At 69.8% G+C, this 15237-nt stretch carries 16 protein-coding genes; 11 read left to right on the top strand and 5 right to left on the bottom strand.

What is annotated here, in order from left to right; translation table 11 throughout:
• Positions 1 to 38 precede the first annotated feature (38 nt).
• Positions 39 to 1025: a Bug family tripartite tricarboxylate transporter substrate binding protein gene (locus tag MMF98_RS12510; protein WP_243306600.1), complete on the top strand. Its 987-nt coding sequence runs from the start codon at positions 39 to 41 to the stop codon at positions 1023 to 1025.
• 22 nt (positions 1026 to 1047) lie between these two features.
• Positions 1048 to 2670, top strand: a complete 1623-nt coding sequence (locus tag MMF98_RS12505) for an FAD-dependent monooxygenase (RefSeq protein WP_243306599.1) — start codon at positions 1048 to 1050, stop codon at positions 2668 to 2670.
• A gap of 191 nt (positions 2671 to 2861) precedes the next feature.
• Here MMF98_RS12505 and MMF98_RS12500 read toward each other — a convergent pair whose 3' ends face one another.
• From MMF98_RS12500 to MMF98_RS12490, 3 genes are read right to left on the bottom strand one after another with little or no spacing between them, the layout of a single operon-like run.
• Entirely contained in the window at positions 2862 to 3875 is a 1014-nt protein-coding gene (locus MMF98_RS12500; protein ID WP_243306598.1) for a Bug family tripartite tricarboxylate transporter substrate binding protein, read from the bottom strand.
• Positions 3872 to 4210: a putative quinol monooxygenase gene (locus tag MMF98_RS12495; protein ID WP_243306597.1), complete on the bottom strand. Its 339-nt coding sequence runs from the start codon at positions 4208 to 4210 to the stop codon at positions 3872 to 3874. The genes MMF98_RS12500 and MMF98_RS12495 overlap by 4 nt, the downstream gene beginning before the upstream one ends.
• A gap of 31 nt (positions 4211 to 4241) precedes the next feature.
• Positions 4242 to 4592 (bottom strand): RidA family protein, encoded by a 351-nt coding sequence (locus MMF98_RS12490; RefSeq protein WP_243306596.1) that lies wholly within the window; start codon positions 4590 to 4592, stop codon positions 4242 to 4244.
• A 181-nt stretch (positions 4593 to 4773) separates the two neighbouring features.
• On the opposite strand from MMF98_RS12490, the gene MMF98_RS12485 reads away from it, so the two are divergent.
• Positions 4774 to 5391, top strand: coding sequence for a helix-turn-helix domain-containing protein (locus MMF98_RS12485; RefSeq protein WP_243306595.1), 618 nt, complete (start codon positions 4774 to 4776; stop codon positions 5389 to 5391).
• A 24-nt stretch (positions 5392 to 5415) separates the two neighbouring features.
• On the opposite strand, the gene MMF98_RS12480 is transcribed toward MMF98_RS12485, so the two are convergent.
• Positions 5416 to 6078 carry an FABP family protein gene (locus tag MMF98_RS12480; RefSeq protein ID WP_243307390.1) on the bottom strand — a complete coding sequence of 221 codons (663 nt, stop codon included), beginning with the start codon at positions 6076 to 6078 and terminating at the stop codon, positions 5416 to 5418.
• 162 nt (positions 6079 to 6240) lie between these two features.
• Here MMF98_RS12480 and MMF98_RS12475 point away from each other — a divergent pair, with 162 nt between their 5' ends.
• From MMF98_RS12475 to amrA, 6 genes are all read left to right on the top strand, one after another.
• Positions 6241 to 6957: a TetR/AcrR family transcriptional regulator gene (locus MMF98_RS12475; RefSeq protein WP_243306594.1), complete on the top strand. Its 717-nt coding sequence runs from the start codon at positions 6241 to 6243 to the stop codon at positions 6955 to 6957.
• 50 nt (positions 6958 to 7007) lie between these two features.
• On the top strand, positions 7008 to 7796 hold the full coding sequence (locus tag MMF98_RS12470) for a cyclase family protein (RefSeq protein WP_243306593.1): 789 nt from the start codon (positions 7008 to 7010) through the stop codon (positions 7794 to 7796).
• Between the two features lie 37 nt (positions 7797 to 7833).
• Positions 7834 to 8817 carry a tripartite tricarboxylate transporter substrate binding protein gene (locus MMF98_RS12465; RefSeq protein ID WP_243306592.1) on the top strand — a complete coding sequence of 328 codons (984 nt, stop codon included), beginning with the start codon at positions 7834 to 7836 and terminating at the stop codon, positions 8815 to 8817.
• Positions 8818 to 8823: 6 nt separating this feature from the next.
• The gene (gene fahA, locus MMF98_RS12460; protein WP_243306591.1) at positions 8824 to 10110 is read left to right on the top strand and encodes a fumarylacetoacetase; all 1287 of its coding nucleotides are present in this window, start codon (positions 8824 to 8826) and stop codon (positions 10108 to 10110) included.
• Positions 10111 to 10178: 68 nt separating this feature from the next.
• The gene (locus MMF98_RS12455) at positions 10179 to 10901 is read left to right on the top strand and encodes a pseudouridine synthase (RefSeq protein WP_243306590.1); all 723 of its coding nucleotides are present in this window, start codon (positions 10179 to 10181) and stop codon (positions 10899 to 10901) included.
• Positions 10898 to 12589: an AmmeMemoRadiSam system protein A gene (gene amrA, locus MMF98_RS12450; RefSeq protein WP_243306589.1), complete on the top strand. Its 1692-nt coding sequence runs from the start codon at positions 10898 to 10900 to the stop codon at positions 12587 to 12589. The genes MMF98_RS12455 and amrA overlap by 4 nt, the downstream gene beginning before the upstream one ends.
• A 12-nt stretch (positions 12590 to 12601) precedes the next feature.
• Here amrA and MMF98_RS12445 read toward each other — a convergent pair whose 3' ends face one another.
• A complete protein-coding gene (locus MMF98_RS12445; protein ID WP_243306588.1) occupies positions 12602 to 13369 on the bottom strand; it encodes an alpha/beta fold hydrolase in 768 nt (255 codons plus the stop codon).
• Positions 13370 to 13447: 78 nt separating this feature from the next.
• On the opposite strand from MMF98_RS12445, the gene MMF98_RS12440 reads away from it, so the two are divergent.
• Both MMF98_RS12440 and MMF98_RS12435 read left to right on the top strand, forming a co-directional pair.
• Positions 13448 to 14431, top strand: a complete 984-nt coding sequence (locus MMF98_RS12440) for a YncE family protein (RefSeq protein WP_423837598.1) — start codon at positions 13448 to 13450, stop codon at positions 14429 to 14431.
• Positions 14397 to 15230, top strand: coding sequence for a polysaccharide deacetylase family protein (locus MMF98_RS12435; RefSeq protein ID WP_243306587.1), 834 nt, complete (start codon positions 14397 to 14399; stop codon positions 15228 to 15230). Before MMF98_RS12440 ends, MMF98_RS12435 begins: the two co-directional genes overlap by 35 nt.
• The last annotated feature ends 7 nt before the right edge of the window (positions 15231 to 15237 follow it).

Below are 15237 nucleotides of genomic sequence, written 5' to 3'. Positions count from 1 at the left end.
CGGCTAACACCGCTTTGCCCATTGACATGAAGAAGACCATGCATCCATCACCTCTCTTTTCCTCGCAGCGCCGCCGCCAGTTCGTGGCGGGCGGGTTGGGCCTGCTCGCGGCGCCGTTCGTGCGGGCGCAGGCCTCTGCCGGATCCGTGCGCCTCGTGGTGCCGTTCACGCCGGGCACCGGCATCGACCTGATCGCCCGGCTGGTCGCACCGCAGCTGGCCGAGCGCCTGAAGCGCCCGTTCTTCGTGGACAACAAGGCAGGCGCTTCCGGCAACATCGGCACGCAGGAGGTGGCGCGCGCCGCGCCGGACGGCAACACGCTGCTGGTGACGGTCAGCACGCTGGTGATGGCGCCGGCCCTCTACCCCAAGCTGGGTTTCGATCCGCTCACGGATCTGGCGCCGGTCAGCCTCACGAGCCGCGGCCAGCTCCTGCTGGTGGCGGGACCCACGGCCAAGGTGGATTCCCTGAGCGGGCTGATCGCCTATGCCAAGAGCCATCCCGGCGAGCTCAACTACGGCTCGCCCGGCGCCGGCACGCCGCACCACCTGGCCATGGAGTTGCTGAAGAACCGGGCCAGGATCTCGCTGACGCACATCAGCTACCGCGGCACGGCCCCGGCCGTGACCGACCTGCTGGGCGGCCAGATCGACGTGATGTTCCTGCCGATCCACGTGGCCTTGCAGCACGTCAAGACGGGCAAGCTGCGCGCGCTGGCCATCAGCTCCGACCAGCCGAGCCCGCTGCTGCCCCAGGTGCCGCCGCTGCGCACGCTCAACCTGGGCGACCTCAACGTCGACATGTGGTACGGCGTGCTCGCGCCCGGCGGCACACCCCGCGCCATCATCGAGCCACTGAACAAGGAACTGCGCGAGATCCTGGCCAAGCCGGCCATCGCCTCGGCGTTCGAGGTGCAGGGCATGACGCCGGAGTCCAGCACGTCCGAGGCGTTCAAGCAGCTCATGACGGCGGACGCCAAGCGTTGGGGCGACCTGATCAAGGCCCAAGGGATCACCGCGGAGTGATGAGCGCATGACCTTGAACGCAATGACTGAGAAAGAAGAAATGCCGCAGCACGACGACGCCGAAGTCGCGATCATCGGCGGCGGGCCGGTCGGCATGGGGCTGGCCATCGAGCTGGGCCAGCGCGGCATCCGCTGCATCGTGGTGGAGCGCCATCCGCAGCCCCAGCCCATCCCCAAGGGGCAGAACCTCACGCAGCGCACGATGGAGCATTTCCATGCCTGGGGCGCCGAGAAGCAACTGCGCGCCGCGCGCACCATTCCACCCGAATACGGCATCGGCGGCCTCACGGCCTATGGCACCTTGCTGGGCGGCTACCACTACGACTGGCTGCAGCGCGACCTGGTCAAGCCCTACTACTACACGGCCAACGAGCGCCTGCCCCAGTACGCCACGGAGGCGGTGCTGCGCCGCCGCGCGGCCGAACTGCCGACGGTGCAGACGCTGTACGGCTGGGGTGCCGAAACCGTGGAGCAGGGCGCCGAGGGGGTGACCGTGACGGTGGCGCAGCGTGGCGGCGAGGGCCGGCGCACCCTGCGCGCGGCCTACGCGGTGGGCTGCGACGGCGCCCGCTCGCGGGTGCGGGAGCAGGCCGGGCTGGCGCAGACGCGCACCGACCACGACCGCCTGATGGTGCTGCTGGTGTTCCGCTCACACGGCCTGCACGAGCTGCTGGCGCGCTACCCGGGCAAGTCCTACTACAACGTGCTGCAGCCCGAACTCAAGGGCTACTGGAAGTTCTTCGGGCGCGTGGACCTGGGCAGCACCTGGTTCTTCCATGCGCCGGTGCCCCCGGGCACGACGGCCGACAACTTCGATTTCCGCGCCTATCTCCAGGAGGCCGTGGGCGCGCCGTTCGACATCGAGTTCGAGCACATCGGGTTCTGGGACCTGCGCTTCATGCTGGCAGACAGCTACCGCAACGGGCGCATCTTCATCGCGGGCGACGCGGCGCACAGCCATCCGCCCTATGGCGGCTACGGCGTCAACTCGGGTCTGGAAGACGCACGCAACCTGGGGTGGAAGCTGGCCGCGGTGCTGCGGGGTTGGGGCGGCGAGCACTTGCTGGATTCCTACGACGCGGAGCGCCGGCCGGTGTTCCAGTCCACCATCCGCGATTTCATCGCGAAGTCGATCGAGACCGACCACGGGTTCCTCGACGCGCACGATCCCGCACGCGACCGCGAAGCCTTCGAGGCGGCCTGGCAGGCGCGCGCGCAGGGGGCGGTTGGGGAAGTCCATGCCTTCGAGCCCCACTACGAAGGCTCGCCGGTGGTCTGGCAGGAAGGATCGGCCGAGCGGGCCAGCAGCGCCAAGGGAGCGCATCGCTTCGAGGCGCAGCCCGGCCATCACCTGGCGCCAGCGGCTCTTTCGTCGGGCGGCAACGTGTTCGAGGCGCTGGGCGCGGGCTTCACGCTGCTGGCGCTGGGCGCGCCGCCGGCGAGCGTGCAGGCGTTCCGGGAGGCCGCTGCGGCCCTGCAACTGCCGCTCGAGGTGGTGGAAGCCTCGTCGGAGGGAGAGGCCGCGCGCTACGGTGCGCCGCTGGTGCTCGTGCGGCCGGATGAGTTTGTGGCCTGGGTGGGATCGGAGGCCAATGTCGGCCTGACGCAAGCGCAAAAGATCCTGGCCCTGGCTCAGGGCCAGTAGGCCGCGCGCGCCTAGCCTGGGGCAGCGGCTTTGCTATCGCACGGAGATGGCCGGCAGGGGCGGGGCCACCTGCCATGCCGGCGCACCGAGTTCCTGGGCGCGCTTCACTTTTGATAGCAAGAAATGACCGCTGCACGAGGACATTGGCGGTATTTCCCTGATATTTTCCGTTTTTGCGGCGCGCGGCCGGCTCAATCGGTCTTGGCGTGCGTGGTCTGGATCACGTTGGCCCAGTAGGCGGTCTCCTCGCGGATGCGCCGGCCAAACTCGTCGGGCGTGAGCGCCATGGGCTCGGCGGCCTGGTTGGACACCAGGGCCTGCATCTCGGGCGTGGCCATGATCTTGCTGATCTCCGCGTACAGGCGGTCCACCACGGGCCGCGGCGTTTTGGCGGGCGCCAGCAGCCCGACCCACGAGTTGATGTTGTCCATGCCGGTGATGCCCTGCTCGGCCAGCGTCGGCACGCCGGGCAGCACGGCGCTGCGGCGCGCGGTGGTCAGCCCCAGGGCGACCAGGCTGCCGTCCTTGACGTAGCCGTAGGTGCTCGGCCCGCCCGCGCAGTAGAGCTGCACGCGGCCGGCCAGCAGGTCGGCCGTGGCCTCCGAGCCGCCCTTGTAGGGGATGTGCGTGATGTCGATGCCCGCCTGCTTGCGGAACACCTCGCCGCACAGGTGCGGGGTGGTGCCGTTGCCCGAGGAGACGAAGTTGAGGCTGCCGGGCCTGGCCTTGGCCAGCTTCACGAAATCCCGCGCAGTGCGCGCGCCGGCCGAGGGCGGCGCCACCAGCATGTAGGGCACCAGCGCGAACAGCGAGACCGGCTGCAGGTCGGCCTGCACGTTGAAGGGCATCCTGGCGCCATACAGCGTCGGCGCGATCGTGATGGTGCCGCTGGCGGCCAGCAGCAGGGTGTAGCCGTCGGCCGGGGCCTTGGCGACGAGGTCGGCCCCTACCGTGCCGCCCGCGCCCGAGCGGTTTTCCACATAGACCGGCTGGCCGAACACGCGGCTCAGGCGGTCGGCCAGCGCCCGGCCGAACACGTCGCTGCTGGTTTGCCCCGGCGGGAAGGGGATGATCATGCGGATCGGCTTGGCGGGCCAGTCGGCCGCGCCCGCGGGGCCGATGCAGCCCAGCAGGAGCGCCAGCGCGGCGGCAAACCGGCCGATGCGCCGGCGGGCCAGGCTCGGGGGCGAGGAGGGGGTTTTCATGTGGGCGTCCTTGTCGCGGGGGCCTGGCCGCGAGGGGCGGCCGGTTTGCCGGGGGAGGCGATCACCCTGGACACGCGCACGCGCTTGCTCCCCACCAGCGGCTCCTGCCAGGTGTGCGAGTGCCCGGGCTTGTTCTTGTGGTCTTCCAGCGCCTGGGCATCGCGCCAGAGTTCGCTGAGCGTGACCCAGCCCTCGGCAGACTCAGGAACCCCCAGCTCCATGCGCAGGCAGCCTTCGTCCTCGTCGATGCAGGTCTGGGATTCCTCGCGCAGGCGGGCGACGAGTTCGTCAAAGCGGCCCGGCCGGGCCTCGTACTCGATGTGGATGCTGATCACGGCGGGCTCCTGAAGCGGTGGTGCGGCGGGGTCAGGCGGCGGCCTGCAGCGCGATCTCGATCAGCATCGTCTCGGGCCCCACGAGCGGCGAGCCCACGGTGGCCCGCGAGGGCGCGCAGCCCTCGGGCACCCAGGCCTCCCAGACCTGGTTCATGGCGTCGAAGTGCTCGCCGTGGCGCAGCCAGATGTTGGCGTACAGGACCTTGGATTTGTCCGAGCCCGCGACGGCCAGCAGCCGGTCGATGCTGTCCAGCACTTCGCGGGTCTGCCCGGCAATGTCCTGCGACAGGTCTTCGGCGGTCTGGCCGCTGATGAACACCCGGCCGTCGTGCACCAGGGCCTGGCTGAGCCGCCGTCCGCTTTCATACCGTTGAATCGTCATGAGGCCTGTCTCCATGAAGGCTGGGGTGGTTGATTGATCGTATTGAAAATCTTGCTTCTTTTGAGCTTTAATTTATTCTGATATTGAAATTTTCAGGATGAATCAGGGAAAACACCAGATTTCATTCAACTAGAATGAAATTTTCCTTCTGCTTGCGATGCCTTGAACAGGGAGGGCCGAATTGCTGACCACTGACCCGACCGCCTCCTTGCCCGACGAGGAGGCTGCTTCCTCCGCCACCTTGAACCAGCTCGGTTCACGGCTGCGCGAGCTTCGCGCGGAGAAGGGCATGACCCTGGCCGAACTGTCCCTGCGCAGCCAGGTGTCCGTGGGAATGCTCAGCCACATCGAGCGCGGCCAGACCTCCCCTTCGCTGAAGACGCTGGAGCGCCTGCGCCTGGCGCTCGAGGTTCCCCTGGCCCGGTTCTTCGAGGTGGAGTCGGCAAGGCCCAAGGACGACGGGATCGTCATGCGGGCCGCCCACCGCCGCAGCCTGCCGTTTCCCAAGCTCGGCCTGACCAAGGAACTGCTGTCGCCCTCAGGGCACGCGGGCCTGGAATTGTTGATGCTGGTGATCGAGCCTGGGGGCGGCTCCGGCTCGGAGCCTTGGTCCCGCATCGGTGAAAAAGGCGGGCTCGTGCTGCAGGGAAGCTTCGAGCTGCACGTGGGCGACCAGATTCACATGCTGAACGAGGGCGACAGCTTCCAGTTCGACAGCAGCCAGCCGCACTTCTTCCGCAACATCGGCAAGGGCCAGGCGCAGGTGCTCTGGGTCATCAAGTCCGACGAGGCCGGGTAGCGCGGGCCAGCCGCTCGGGGTGTCCTATCGCCCCTGCGGTGTTCCCCGCTTCGCAGCCGCCGCCTGCGCCGTGGGGTTGGGCGTCGGCTCGCCGATCTTGCGCAGCGTGTTGCGGTCCGTGTGGTGGAACGGCTCGGCTTGTCCCGGGATGATCAGGACGGTGTCCTGCTCGTAGGACCAGGTTCCATCGACGTTGATCGTCACCGTGATGGTGTAGCTCTCCGTCCTGAAGGCGTACTCCAGGAACGGGTTGGACACGATGCCGTTCGTCTCGGACCCTCGCACCGCCTGGAGGCGAAACTCCCTCGCATCAGCCGTGGTGCGGCCGGCCGCCATCGCCGTTTGTCCGCGCGGGATCGACAGCGTCTGGAGCACGGCGCCCGTCGCCGGCTCCCACAGCCAGTAGCCGACCTGGTCGTGGAAGGTCTCGACGTCGTCGGGCTTGACGATCCGCGTGTGGTAGCGCAGCCCGTAGAACAGCTGCGGCCCATTGGTCTGGGCATCGATCGGCTGCAGCTCCATGTGCTCGATGAACGCCTGCTTTTCGGGGCCATCGGGCTTGGGGTTGACGTCGAGTCCGCGCGTGCCGGTCCAGATGCCGGCCATGCCGGTGAGCGGCCCCAGGTTTGCGAGCGTGTCCACATCCGGCTCGGGTTCCGTGTAGATGTCTTTGGGGAAGTTTTCCATGCTCAATCCCTCGGGTGAATGTGAAGGCCGTCGGCGATCTGCGCCAGGACGCCGCCCAGGCAACCGGCCGATGGTACCAAGCCGCTTCGGGCCATTAGTGGAAATGCGTAGCGGGCGAATCCAAAATCAAATACAAAATTCAATCATAAATTTGAATTCCTGATGCCTGCCTCATCCCCCAAGACCCGCGCCGCCCGCCAGCCCGGCAACGCGCCCGGCGTGCCCCTGTCGCCCTCCCGCTTCGGCGACGAGAAGGCCACCCGCGCCCGCATCCTGTATGCGGCGCTGCAGGTGTTCGCGGCGCGCGGCTTCGAGGCCGCGTCGCTGCGCGAGATCACCGAGAAGGCCGGCGTGAACGTGGCGGCCATCCACTACCACTTCGGTTCCCGCGAGATCCTGGTGCAGGAACTGATGCGCGCGGTGGCCGGGCCGCTCAACCAACTGCGGCTCGATGCGCTGGACCGCGCCTGCGCGCAAGGGGCGCCCGGGCTGGAGGCGGTGGTGGAGGCGCTGGTGGGGCCGCCGGTGCGGCTGAGCTTCGAGGCCACTGGCGAGCCGCGGCTGTTGATCCGCCTGTTGATTCAGGCGCGCGCGCTGCCGCAGGAGGCGACCAACCACGCCATCTTCGAGCAGTACGACGCGCTGGCGATCCGCTTCGTCGACGCCATGCTGCAGGCCGAGCCGGCACTGCCGCGCGAGGAGGCGTTCTGGCGCTATGCCTTTGCCATCGGGGCGCTGATGTACATCGTGAGCGACTCCGACCAGCAGTACCACCGCCTGCACCGCATCTCGGGCGGGCTGTGCAACACCGACGACCCGCAGGCCATCGTGCGGCAGCTGGTGGCCTTCATCACGGCCGGCATCCGCGCGCGGCCCTGATTCGTTCGCCGGCTGCTTTCCCGATCCGCCTTTTCTCCCACAGGACTCCCATGCCACGCCAGATCATCGACCTTTCCGTCACCCTGGAAGACAAGCCGACTTCGCCCGCGCACCACCGGCCGAAGATCCACTACACCGACCACGACGCCTCCTGGGAGCTGTTCGGCAAGCTGCTGCCCGGCGTCGGGCCCGAGCACATGCCCGAGGGCAAGGCCTGGGCCGTGGAGCAGGTGACGCTGTCCACCCACGCCGGCACGCACATGGATGCGCCCTGGCACTACCACCCCACCAGCGATCACGCGCTGGCGCCGGGCGGCCGCCCGGCGCCGGGCATCGACGAGGTGCCGCTGGACTGGTGCCTGCGCGACGGCGTGAAGCTCGACTTTCGCCACTTCGAGGCCGGCTACGTGGTCACGCCCGCCGACATCGAGGCCGAGCTCCAGCGCATCGGCTACACCCTCAAGCCGCTCGACATCGTGCTGGCCAACACCAGCGCCGGCGCGCGCCACGGCGAGGAGAACTACTGGAAATGCGCCTGCGGCTTCGGCCGCGCCGCCACGCTGTGGCTGCTGGAGCGGGGCGTGCGCGTGGTCGGCACCGACTCCTACAGCTGGGACCCCGCGTTTCCGTTCGTGATCGAGCGCTTCCGCGAAACTGGCGACGCCTCCGTGATCTGGGAAGGCCACAAGGCCGGCCGCGACATCGGCTACTTCCAGATGGAGAAGCTCATCAACCTGGAACAGCTGCCCTCGCACGGGTTCACCGTGAGCTGCTTCCCGATCAAGATCAAGCATGGTTCGGCCGGCTGGTGCCGCGCCGTGGCGATCCTGGAATCCTGAGGCATTTTTTTCAAACGCAACGTCAAGGAAACACACCGTGAACGAATTCCGCCTCACCCGCCGCCAGCCTCTGCGCTTCGGTCTCGCCGCCGCCGCGCTCGCCCTGGCCGGGCCGGCGCTGCATGCGCAGACCTGGCCCGCCAAGCCGATCCAGATCGTCGTGCCCTTTCCGGCCGGCGGCATCGTGGACAACGTGGCGCGCGCGATGCTGCCCAAGCTCACCACCTCGCTGGGCCAGCCCCTGGTCATCGACAACAAGGCCGGCGCGGGCGGCTCCATCGGCACCGCGCAGGTCGCCAAGGCCAAGGCCGATGGCTACACGCTGCTGATGGCGTTCGACACCCATGTCGTGAACCCGATGCTCTACAAGCTGTCCTTCGATTCCGAGAAGGACCTCACGCCGGTGGCGCTGGTGGGCACCTCGCCGCTGATTGTCGTCGTGCCCAAGGACTCGCCGGCGAACTCGCTCAAGGAGCTGGTGGCGATGGCCAAGAGCAAGCCCGGCGTGCTCAATTTCGCCTCCACCGGCGCGGGCAGCTCCAACCAGCTCGCGGCGGAGCTGTTCAAGACGACCGCCGGCGTGGAGATGACCCATGTGCCCTACAAGGGCGGCGCGCCGGCCATCACCGACGTGCTGGGCGGCCGCGTGGACGTGATGTTCGTCAGCGCGCCCTCGGTGCTGACGCACATCAAGGCCGGCACGATGAAGGCGCTGGCGGTGACCACGCGCGAGCGCATTGCGCAGTTGCCCGAGGTGCCCACGGTGGGCGAGACCTACCCGGGCTACGAGGTGCAGAGCTGGGTCGGCATGCTGGCTCCGGGCAAGACCCCGCCCGACATCGTGAAGCGGCTGAACGCCGAGGTGCGCGCGGCGCTGCAGGTGCCCGAGACCAAGGCGCTGCTGCAGGCCCAGGCATTGCGGCTGGCCAGCGGCGGCCCGGAAGACTTCGGCCATTTCCTGCAGGTCGAGGGCGAGCGCTGGGGCGCGGTGATCCGCAAGGCGAACATCAAGGTCGACTGAGGGTTCATGAGCGACGCACTCGACGCCACCCTCAACGCCACGCATGACCCGGCGCTGTGCAGCTGGGTCGCCTCGGCCAATGCCGCAGGCTGCGACTTCCCGATCCAGAACCTGCCTTTCGGGCGCTTTCGCCGCGCCGGCAGCGGCGAGGCCTGGCGCATCGGCGTCGCCATCGGCGACCAGGTGCTGGACCTGAGGGCCGTCGGCCTCACCGAAACCGACGACATGAACCGGCTGATGGCCGCCGATCCCGGCGAGCGCCGGGCGCTGCGCCAGGCGCTCTCGCGCGGCCTCGCCGCCGGCAGCGGCGCCGAGGGCGCCTGGCGGGCCGCGCTGCTGGCGCAGGCGGCGGCCGAGATGGCCGTGCCCTGCCGCATCGGCGACTACACCGATTTCTACACCGGCATCCATCACGCCACCACCGTGGGCCGGCTGTTCCGCCCCGACAACCCGCTGCTGCCCAACTACAAATGGGTGCCGATCGGCTACCACGGGCGGGCGTCGTCGATCGGCGTGAGCGGCCAGGCGGTCCGCCGTCCGATGGGCCAGCTCAAGGGCGAGGCCGATGCGCCGGAGCTGGGGCCGTCGCGGCGGCTCGACTACGAGCTGGAACTGGGCTACCTCGTCGGCGCGGGCAACGCGCCCGGCTGCCCCATCGGCATCGGCGAGGCCGAGCGGCACCTGTTTGGCGTGTGCCTGCTCAACGACTGGTCGGCGCGCGACATCCAGGCCTGGGAGTACCAGCCGCTCGGCCCGTTCCTGTCGAAGAACTTCGCCACCACGCTGTCGCCCTGGATCGTGACGATGGAGGCGCTGGCGCCGTTTCGCGCGCCTTTCGAGCGGCCGGCCGGCGATCCGCCGCCGCTGCCTTACCTCGACGCGCCCGGCCACCGCGCGCACGGCGCGCTCGACATCGTGCTCGAAGTCTGGCTGCAGACGGCCAGGATGCGCGCGGCCGGCGGGCCCGCGATGCGGCTCACGCGCGGCGGCACTCGGCAGGCGGCCTACTGGACGCCTGCGCAGCTGGTGGCGCACCACACCGTCAACGGCTGCAATCTGCAGCCGGGCGACCTGCTGGGCTCGGGCACCCTGTCGGGCCCGGCGCGCGAGGAGGCCGGCTCGCTGCTCGAACTCACGCTGGGCGGCCAGCAGCCGCTCGCGCTGCCCGGCGGCGACACCCGCGCCTGGCTCGAAGACGGCGATACGCTGGTGATGCGCGGCTACTGCGAGCGCGCCGGCGCCGCGCGCATCGGGTTCGGCGAGGTCTGCGGCACAGTGGTCGCGGGCGCCTGAGCGGGGCAGGGCGCGCGGGCGTGCGAGGCCCTGCCGCCGCCGCTGCCCGCTTTGCGATACTCGCTCCCATGCAACTCCAGGACATTCTCTATTCCCAGGGCTTCGGCACGCGGCGCGTCTGCGCGGGGCTGATCCAGCAAGGCTTCGTGAGCCTCGATGATGGCGCCGTGACCGATGCCGCGATGGAGGTCGAGGCTGCCGGCCTGCGCTTTCGCGTGCAGGGCGTCGAGTGGCCGTACCACGAGCGCGCCTACCTGATGCTGCACAAGCCCGCGGGCACCGAGTGCTCGCAAAAGCCGTCCACCTACCCGAGCATCTACACGCTGCTGCCCGCGCCGCTGCGCCAGCGCCCGCAAAAAGGCCCGGTGCAGGGCGTGCAGGCTGTGGGCAGGCTCGATCAGGACACCACCGGCCTGCTGCTGCTCACCGACGACGGCAAGTTCATCCACCGCATGAGCTCGCCCCGGCACCATGTGCCCAAGGTCTACGAGGTGACCGCCAAGCACCCGATCGACGAAGCGCAAGTGCAAAAGTTGTTGCAAGGCGTGGTGCTCGACGACGACCCGAAACCGGTGCGCGCCGCTGCCTGCGAGGCCGTGGGCGAGCACCACCTGCGGCTCACGCTCACAGAGGGGAAATACCACCAGGTCAAGCGCATGCTGGCGGCCGTGGGCAACCGCGTGGAGGCGCTGCATCGCTCGCAGATCGGCGCGCTCGTGTTACCGCCAGCGCTGCTGCCGGGCCAGTGGTGCTGGTTGAGCGCGGAGGACCTCGCTAAGATTTCTGGATGACCTCTGCTTTCCCGGTGGACCAGGCCCTGGCGCAGGCGGCCGCGGGCTGGAAAACCGGCGACAAGGCGGCCGCGCGGCAGCTGGTGCACCGCGTGCTGCGCGTGGCGCCCGACCATCCCGGCGCGCTCAACCTGGCGGGCTGCGCCGCCTTCGACGATGGCCTCGCGGGCGTGGCGCTGGCGCTGTTCGAGAAAGCCGCCGCCGGAGCGCCGGGCGACACCGCGATCCAGGGCAATCTGGCCCGCAGCCAGTTCGTGCTGGGGCGCATCGAGGCCGCCCGCCGCCGCGCCGACTACCTGGCCTGCCTGGCGCCGCCGGCCGGCGCCGCCTCCCGCGAATTCGAGGAAAAACTGCTCAAGGTCCGCAGCGCGTGGACCTCGGGTGCTACGTTTTTGGAAGCAGACCCGGCTCGCCTGAGGGCACTGCTCGACGCGGGGCTGCCGGCCGCGGACGAGGCGCTGCTGCGCTCGCGGCCGCCCAAGGCGCTGGTGGTGCCGCCCATCGCCGACGCGGCAGCGAGCCGCGCAGCCGGGCCGGCCTATGCGCGGCTGCGCTCATCGGCGCGGCTGCCGGCGTGGCGGATCCGCCGCGTGGTGCTGCTCGGCAGCGCGGCGCAGCCGGCTGCCTTCCGGGGCGTGGCGCTGGCGGGGCCGGGCGCCTGCGTGTCGCCGCTGGGCGCGGTGCCGGCCGACACGCTGGCGGCCGACGTGCTGGCCGGCCTGCCTTTCGTGGCCGTGCGGCCCGAGGCGTATGCGGGCGGGCACGATCTGGGCATGCACTTGCCGTTGCTGCAATCGGTGCTGGGCGAGTTCGACCTGCTGCCGCTCTTGGTGGGCGAGGCCGCGCCGCACGAGGTGGCGCAGGTGCTGGACCGCCTGTGGGACGGGGCGCAGACGCTGATCGTGGTCAGCGCCCCCTTGCCACCGCCGCGCGGCGCCGAGGGCGGCCGGCAGGCGCCGGAGGCCGTGCCGCTGCAGGCCCTGCGGCAGGTGGCTGCCGCGCGGGGCCTGCGCTGCGAGCTGTCCGGGCCGGACGGCGAGGGCGTCGTCTTCCGCCCACTGGATGCTATGGAATTCATAGCAACTGATGACCACGGGACACGGACCTCCGAGCCATTGGAGCCCGAAATCACGCTGGAGCAGGGGCTCGCGCTGGTGCAGCTCGCGCGGGCCGGCCTGCACGAGGCAACGGGCGCACCCAGGGAGCCGAGCCCGGGCACCAAGAGCTTTCAGTCGGCGGGCGCGGCTTATGTGACGCTCACGCAGGACGGCCGGCCGCGCGGCTGTGCCGGCAGCCTGCGGGCCATCCGCCCGCTGGCGGAGGACGTGCGCGCCAATGTGGCGGCCGCGGCGCAGAACGATGCGCGCTTCACCGCCGTGACGGCGGCCGAGGCGCCGGGGCTGGTGGTCACGGTGTCGGTGCTGGGCGAGCCCCGGTTGCTGCACTTCGCCAACGAATCGCATGCGCTGTGGCAGCTCGAACCAGGCCGGGACGGCGTGATCCTCGAATGCCTGCACGAGGGCCGGCTGCACGCCGGCCTGCTGCCGCCGAAGGCTTGGGAGCAGTTGCCTTCGCCGCGCGCCTTCCTGGCCCGCCTCAAGGTCCAGGCCGGGCTGCCGTTCGATTTCTGGTCGCCTGAAGTGCGGCTCCGGGTCTGCCGCGTGCAGACCTTTTCCGAGGCGGACTGACGCCTTTGCCCCTCAATCCTGCGTCTGCAGAAAACCGGCGATGCGCTGCGTCACCCGTGCCGCCTGGTCGCGGTGCGGCGAATGGCCGCACTGCGCCAGGGTTTCCAGCGTGACGCTGCCGCGCGTGGGGGCGATCTGCTCAATCTGCGCCAGCGTGCCATAGGGGTCGTCCAGGCCCTGGATCGCCAGCACCGGCGCATCGATGCGCCGGCAGTCGGGGCGGATGTCGAAGCTGCGGAAGGCCTCGCTCAGCCAGATGTCGTTCCATTGCCAGAACGCGCCGTCCACGTCGGCGTGGTAGCGCGCCAGGCGCTCGCGCAGGCCACCGCTTTCGAAGGCGGTGCGGGCTTCGGCGATCGAGCGCACCGAGAGCTCTTCCACGATCACGTGCGGCGCCATCGCGAGGCAGGCCGCCACCGCGTGCCGGCTGGCGTGCAGCAGGGCGATGCTGCCGCCGTCGGAATGGCCCAGCAGCACCGGGCGCTCGATGGCCAGGGCCTGCAGCAGCGCGGGCAGCACCTCCCAGGCTTCGCGGTGCATGTAGTCGGGCGCCAGGCGGCCCGTGCCGCGCACGTCGGGCACCGGGTCGGAGCCGCCGTAGCCGCGGCGCGAATAGACCACGCCGGCGCGCCCGGTGGCGGCGCAGACCTCGGCCGGCCAGTCCTTCCACATGGCCACCGAGCCCAGGCCTTCATGCAGGAAGACGAGCGGCGAGTGGGCGCTGGAGCCCTCCAGGCGCTGGACTTCGAGCCGCACGCCATTGACATTGATCAATTCCATGCCGGGATGTTACGGGATGAGACCGGGCCGCTGCGGCGGGGCGGCTACACTTCATGGTTGCCCCCAAAGTGGTGTTTTGTGAAGTCTTTTGTTCGCCTTGCCGCCTTTCTGACCGTCTCGCTCGCTGCCGCCGCCCCCTGGGCCGCCCGGGCCCAGACCACCCCGGTGTTCGTCCTCAATTCGCTCGACGCGAACGTGAGCGTGATCGACCCGGTGGCCTGGAAGGAGATCAAGCGCATCCCCACCGGCAAGGAGCCGCACCACCTGTACCTGACGCCGGACGAGAAGTCGCTGATCATCGCCAACGCGCTGGGCGATTCGCTGACCTTCATCGACCCGCGCACCGCCGAAGTCCAGCGCACCGTGCGCGGCATCCCCGACCCCTACCAGCTGCGCTTTTCGCCCGACATGAAGTGGCTGGTGATCGCGGGCAACCGGCTCAACCACATCGACCTCTACCGCTGGGACGGCAAGGACCTCACGCTGGCCAAGCGCATCGCGTCCAGCAAGACGCCCAGCCACGTCTGGATCGACAGCAAGAGCACCACGGCCTACCTCTCGATGCAGGACAGCGACGAGCTGGTGGCGGTGGACCTGCCGACGCAGACCCTCAAGTGGCGCGTCAAGACCGGCGCCACGCCGGCCGACGTGTTCGGCACCGCCGACGACCGCCACCTGCTGCTGGCCCTGACCGGCGGCAACGGCGTCGAGGTCTACGACGTGACGGGCAAGGAGCCGCGCCGCACCAAGATCATCGCCACCGGCGACGGCGCCCACGCCTTTCGCGCCGCCGGCGACAAGCGCCACGTCTACGTGAGCAACCGCGTGGCCAACACCATCAGCAAGATCGACCTGCAGGCGCTGGAGGCCGTGGCCAGCTACCCCGCGCCCGGCGGGCCCGACTGCATGGACGTGTCGGCCGACGGCCGGCTGATCCTCGTGACCTCGCGCTGGGCCCGCAAGCTCAGCGTGATCGACACCCAGACGCGCCAGGTCATCCGTCAGGTCAAGGTCGGAAAATCGCCGCATGGAGTCTGGACCCTCGACCACGCGCCGCGCTGAGCGCCGGCGCCCGCTGTTGGCTGCTATCGTTTTCGTAGCGGCCGGCGTCCAGCCCGCCTGGACATCGGCCGCAAATGCCTGCGAAAAACCGGTCTACCTCACGTTCGACACCGGCCACATGGAGGTGGCGCCGCTGATTGCCGACATCCTGCGTCGGCAGAATGTCCGCGTGACCTTCTTCGCCGCCAACGAACGCACCAAGACCGGCGACGGCAGCCTGGGTGAGCACTGGGCGCCGTGGTGGAAGGCGCGCGCCGCCGAAGGCCATGAATTCGCCTCGCACACCTGGGACCACGCCTACTGGCGCGCCGACGTTCCAGGGGCGGTGCCGCGCTTTCGCATCCGGCCCTCGGCCGGTCCGGAGGAGGGGCGGGAGCTGACCTGGGACGCGAAGCAGTACTGCGAGGAGATCGGCCGCTCGGCCGAGCGCCTGCAGCAGATCACCGGCAGGAAGCCGCTACCGTTGTTCCGCGCGCCCGGCGGCAAGACCTCGCCCGCGCTGCTGGCGGCGGCCAGAAGCTGCGGCTACGCGCACGTGGGCTGGTCGCCGGCCGGCTTCCTGGGCGACGAGCTGCCCAGCGAGACCTATCCCAATGACGCGCTGCTCAGGAAAGCGCTGCGCGACATCCGGCCCGGCGACATCCTGCTGGCCCACCTGGGCATCTGGTCGCGCAAGGACCCGTGGGCGCCGGCCGTGCTGGAGCCGCTGATCGTGGGCCTGAAGGAGCGGGGCTTCTGCTTCCAAACCCTGCGCGAGCATCCCGGCTACCGGGCCTGGATCGCCGCGCGACCCGGATGACTCCGAC

The sequence above is a fragment of the Variovorax terrae genome, assembly GCF_022809125.1.
GTDB classification, from domain to species: domain Bacteria; phylum Pseudomonadota; class Gammaproteobacteria; order Burkholderiales; family Burkholderiaceae_C; genus Variovorax_A; species Variovorax_A terrae.
The sequence above is the reverse complement of the archived record's forward strand: the minus strand, read 5'-3'. Positions and strand labels throughout refer to the sequence as shown.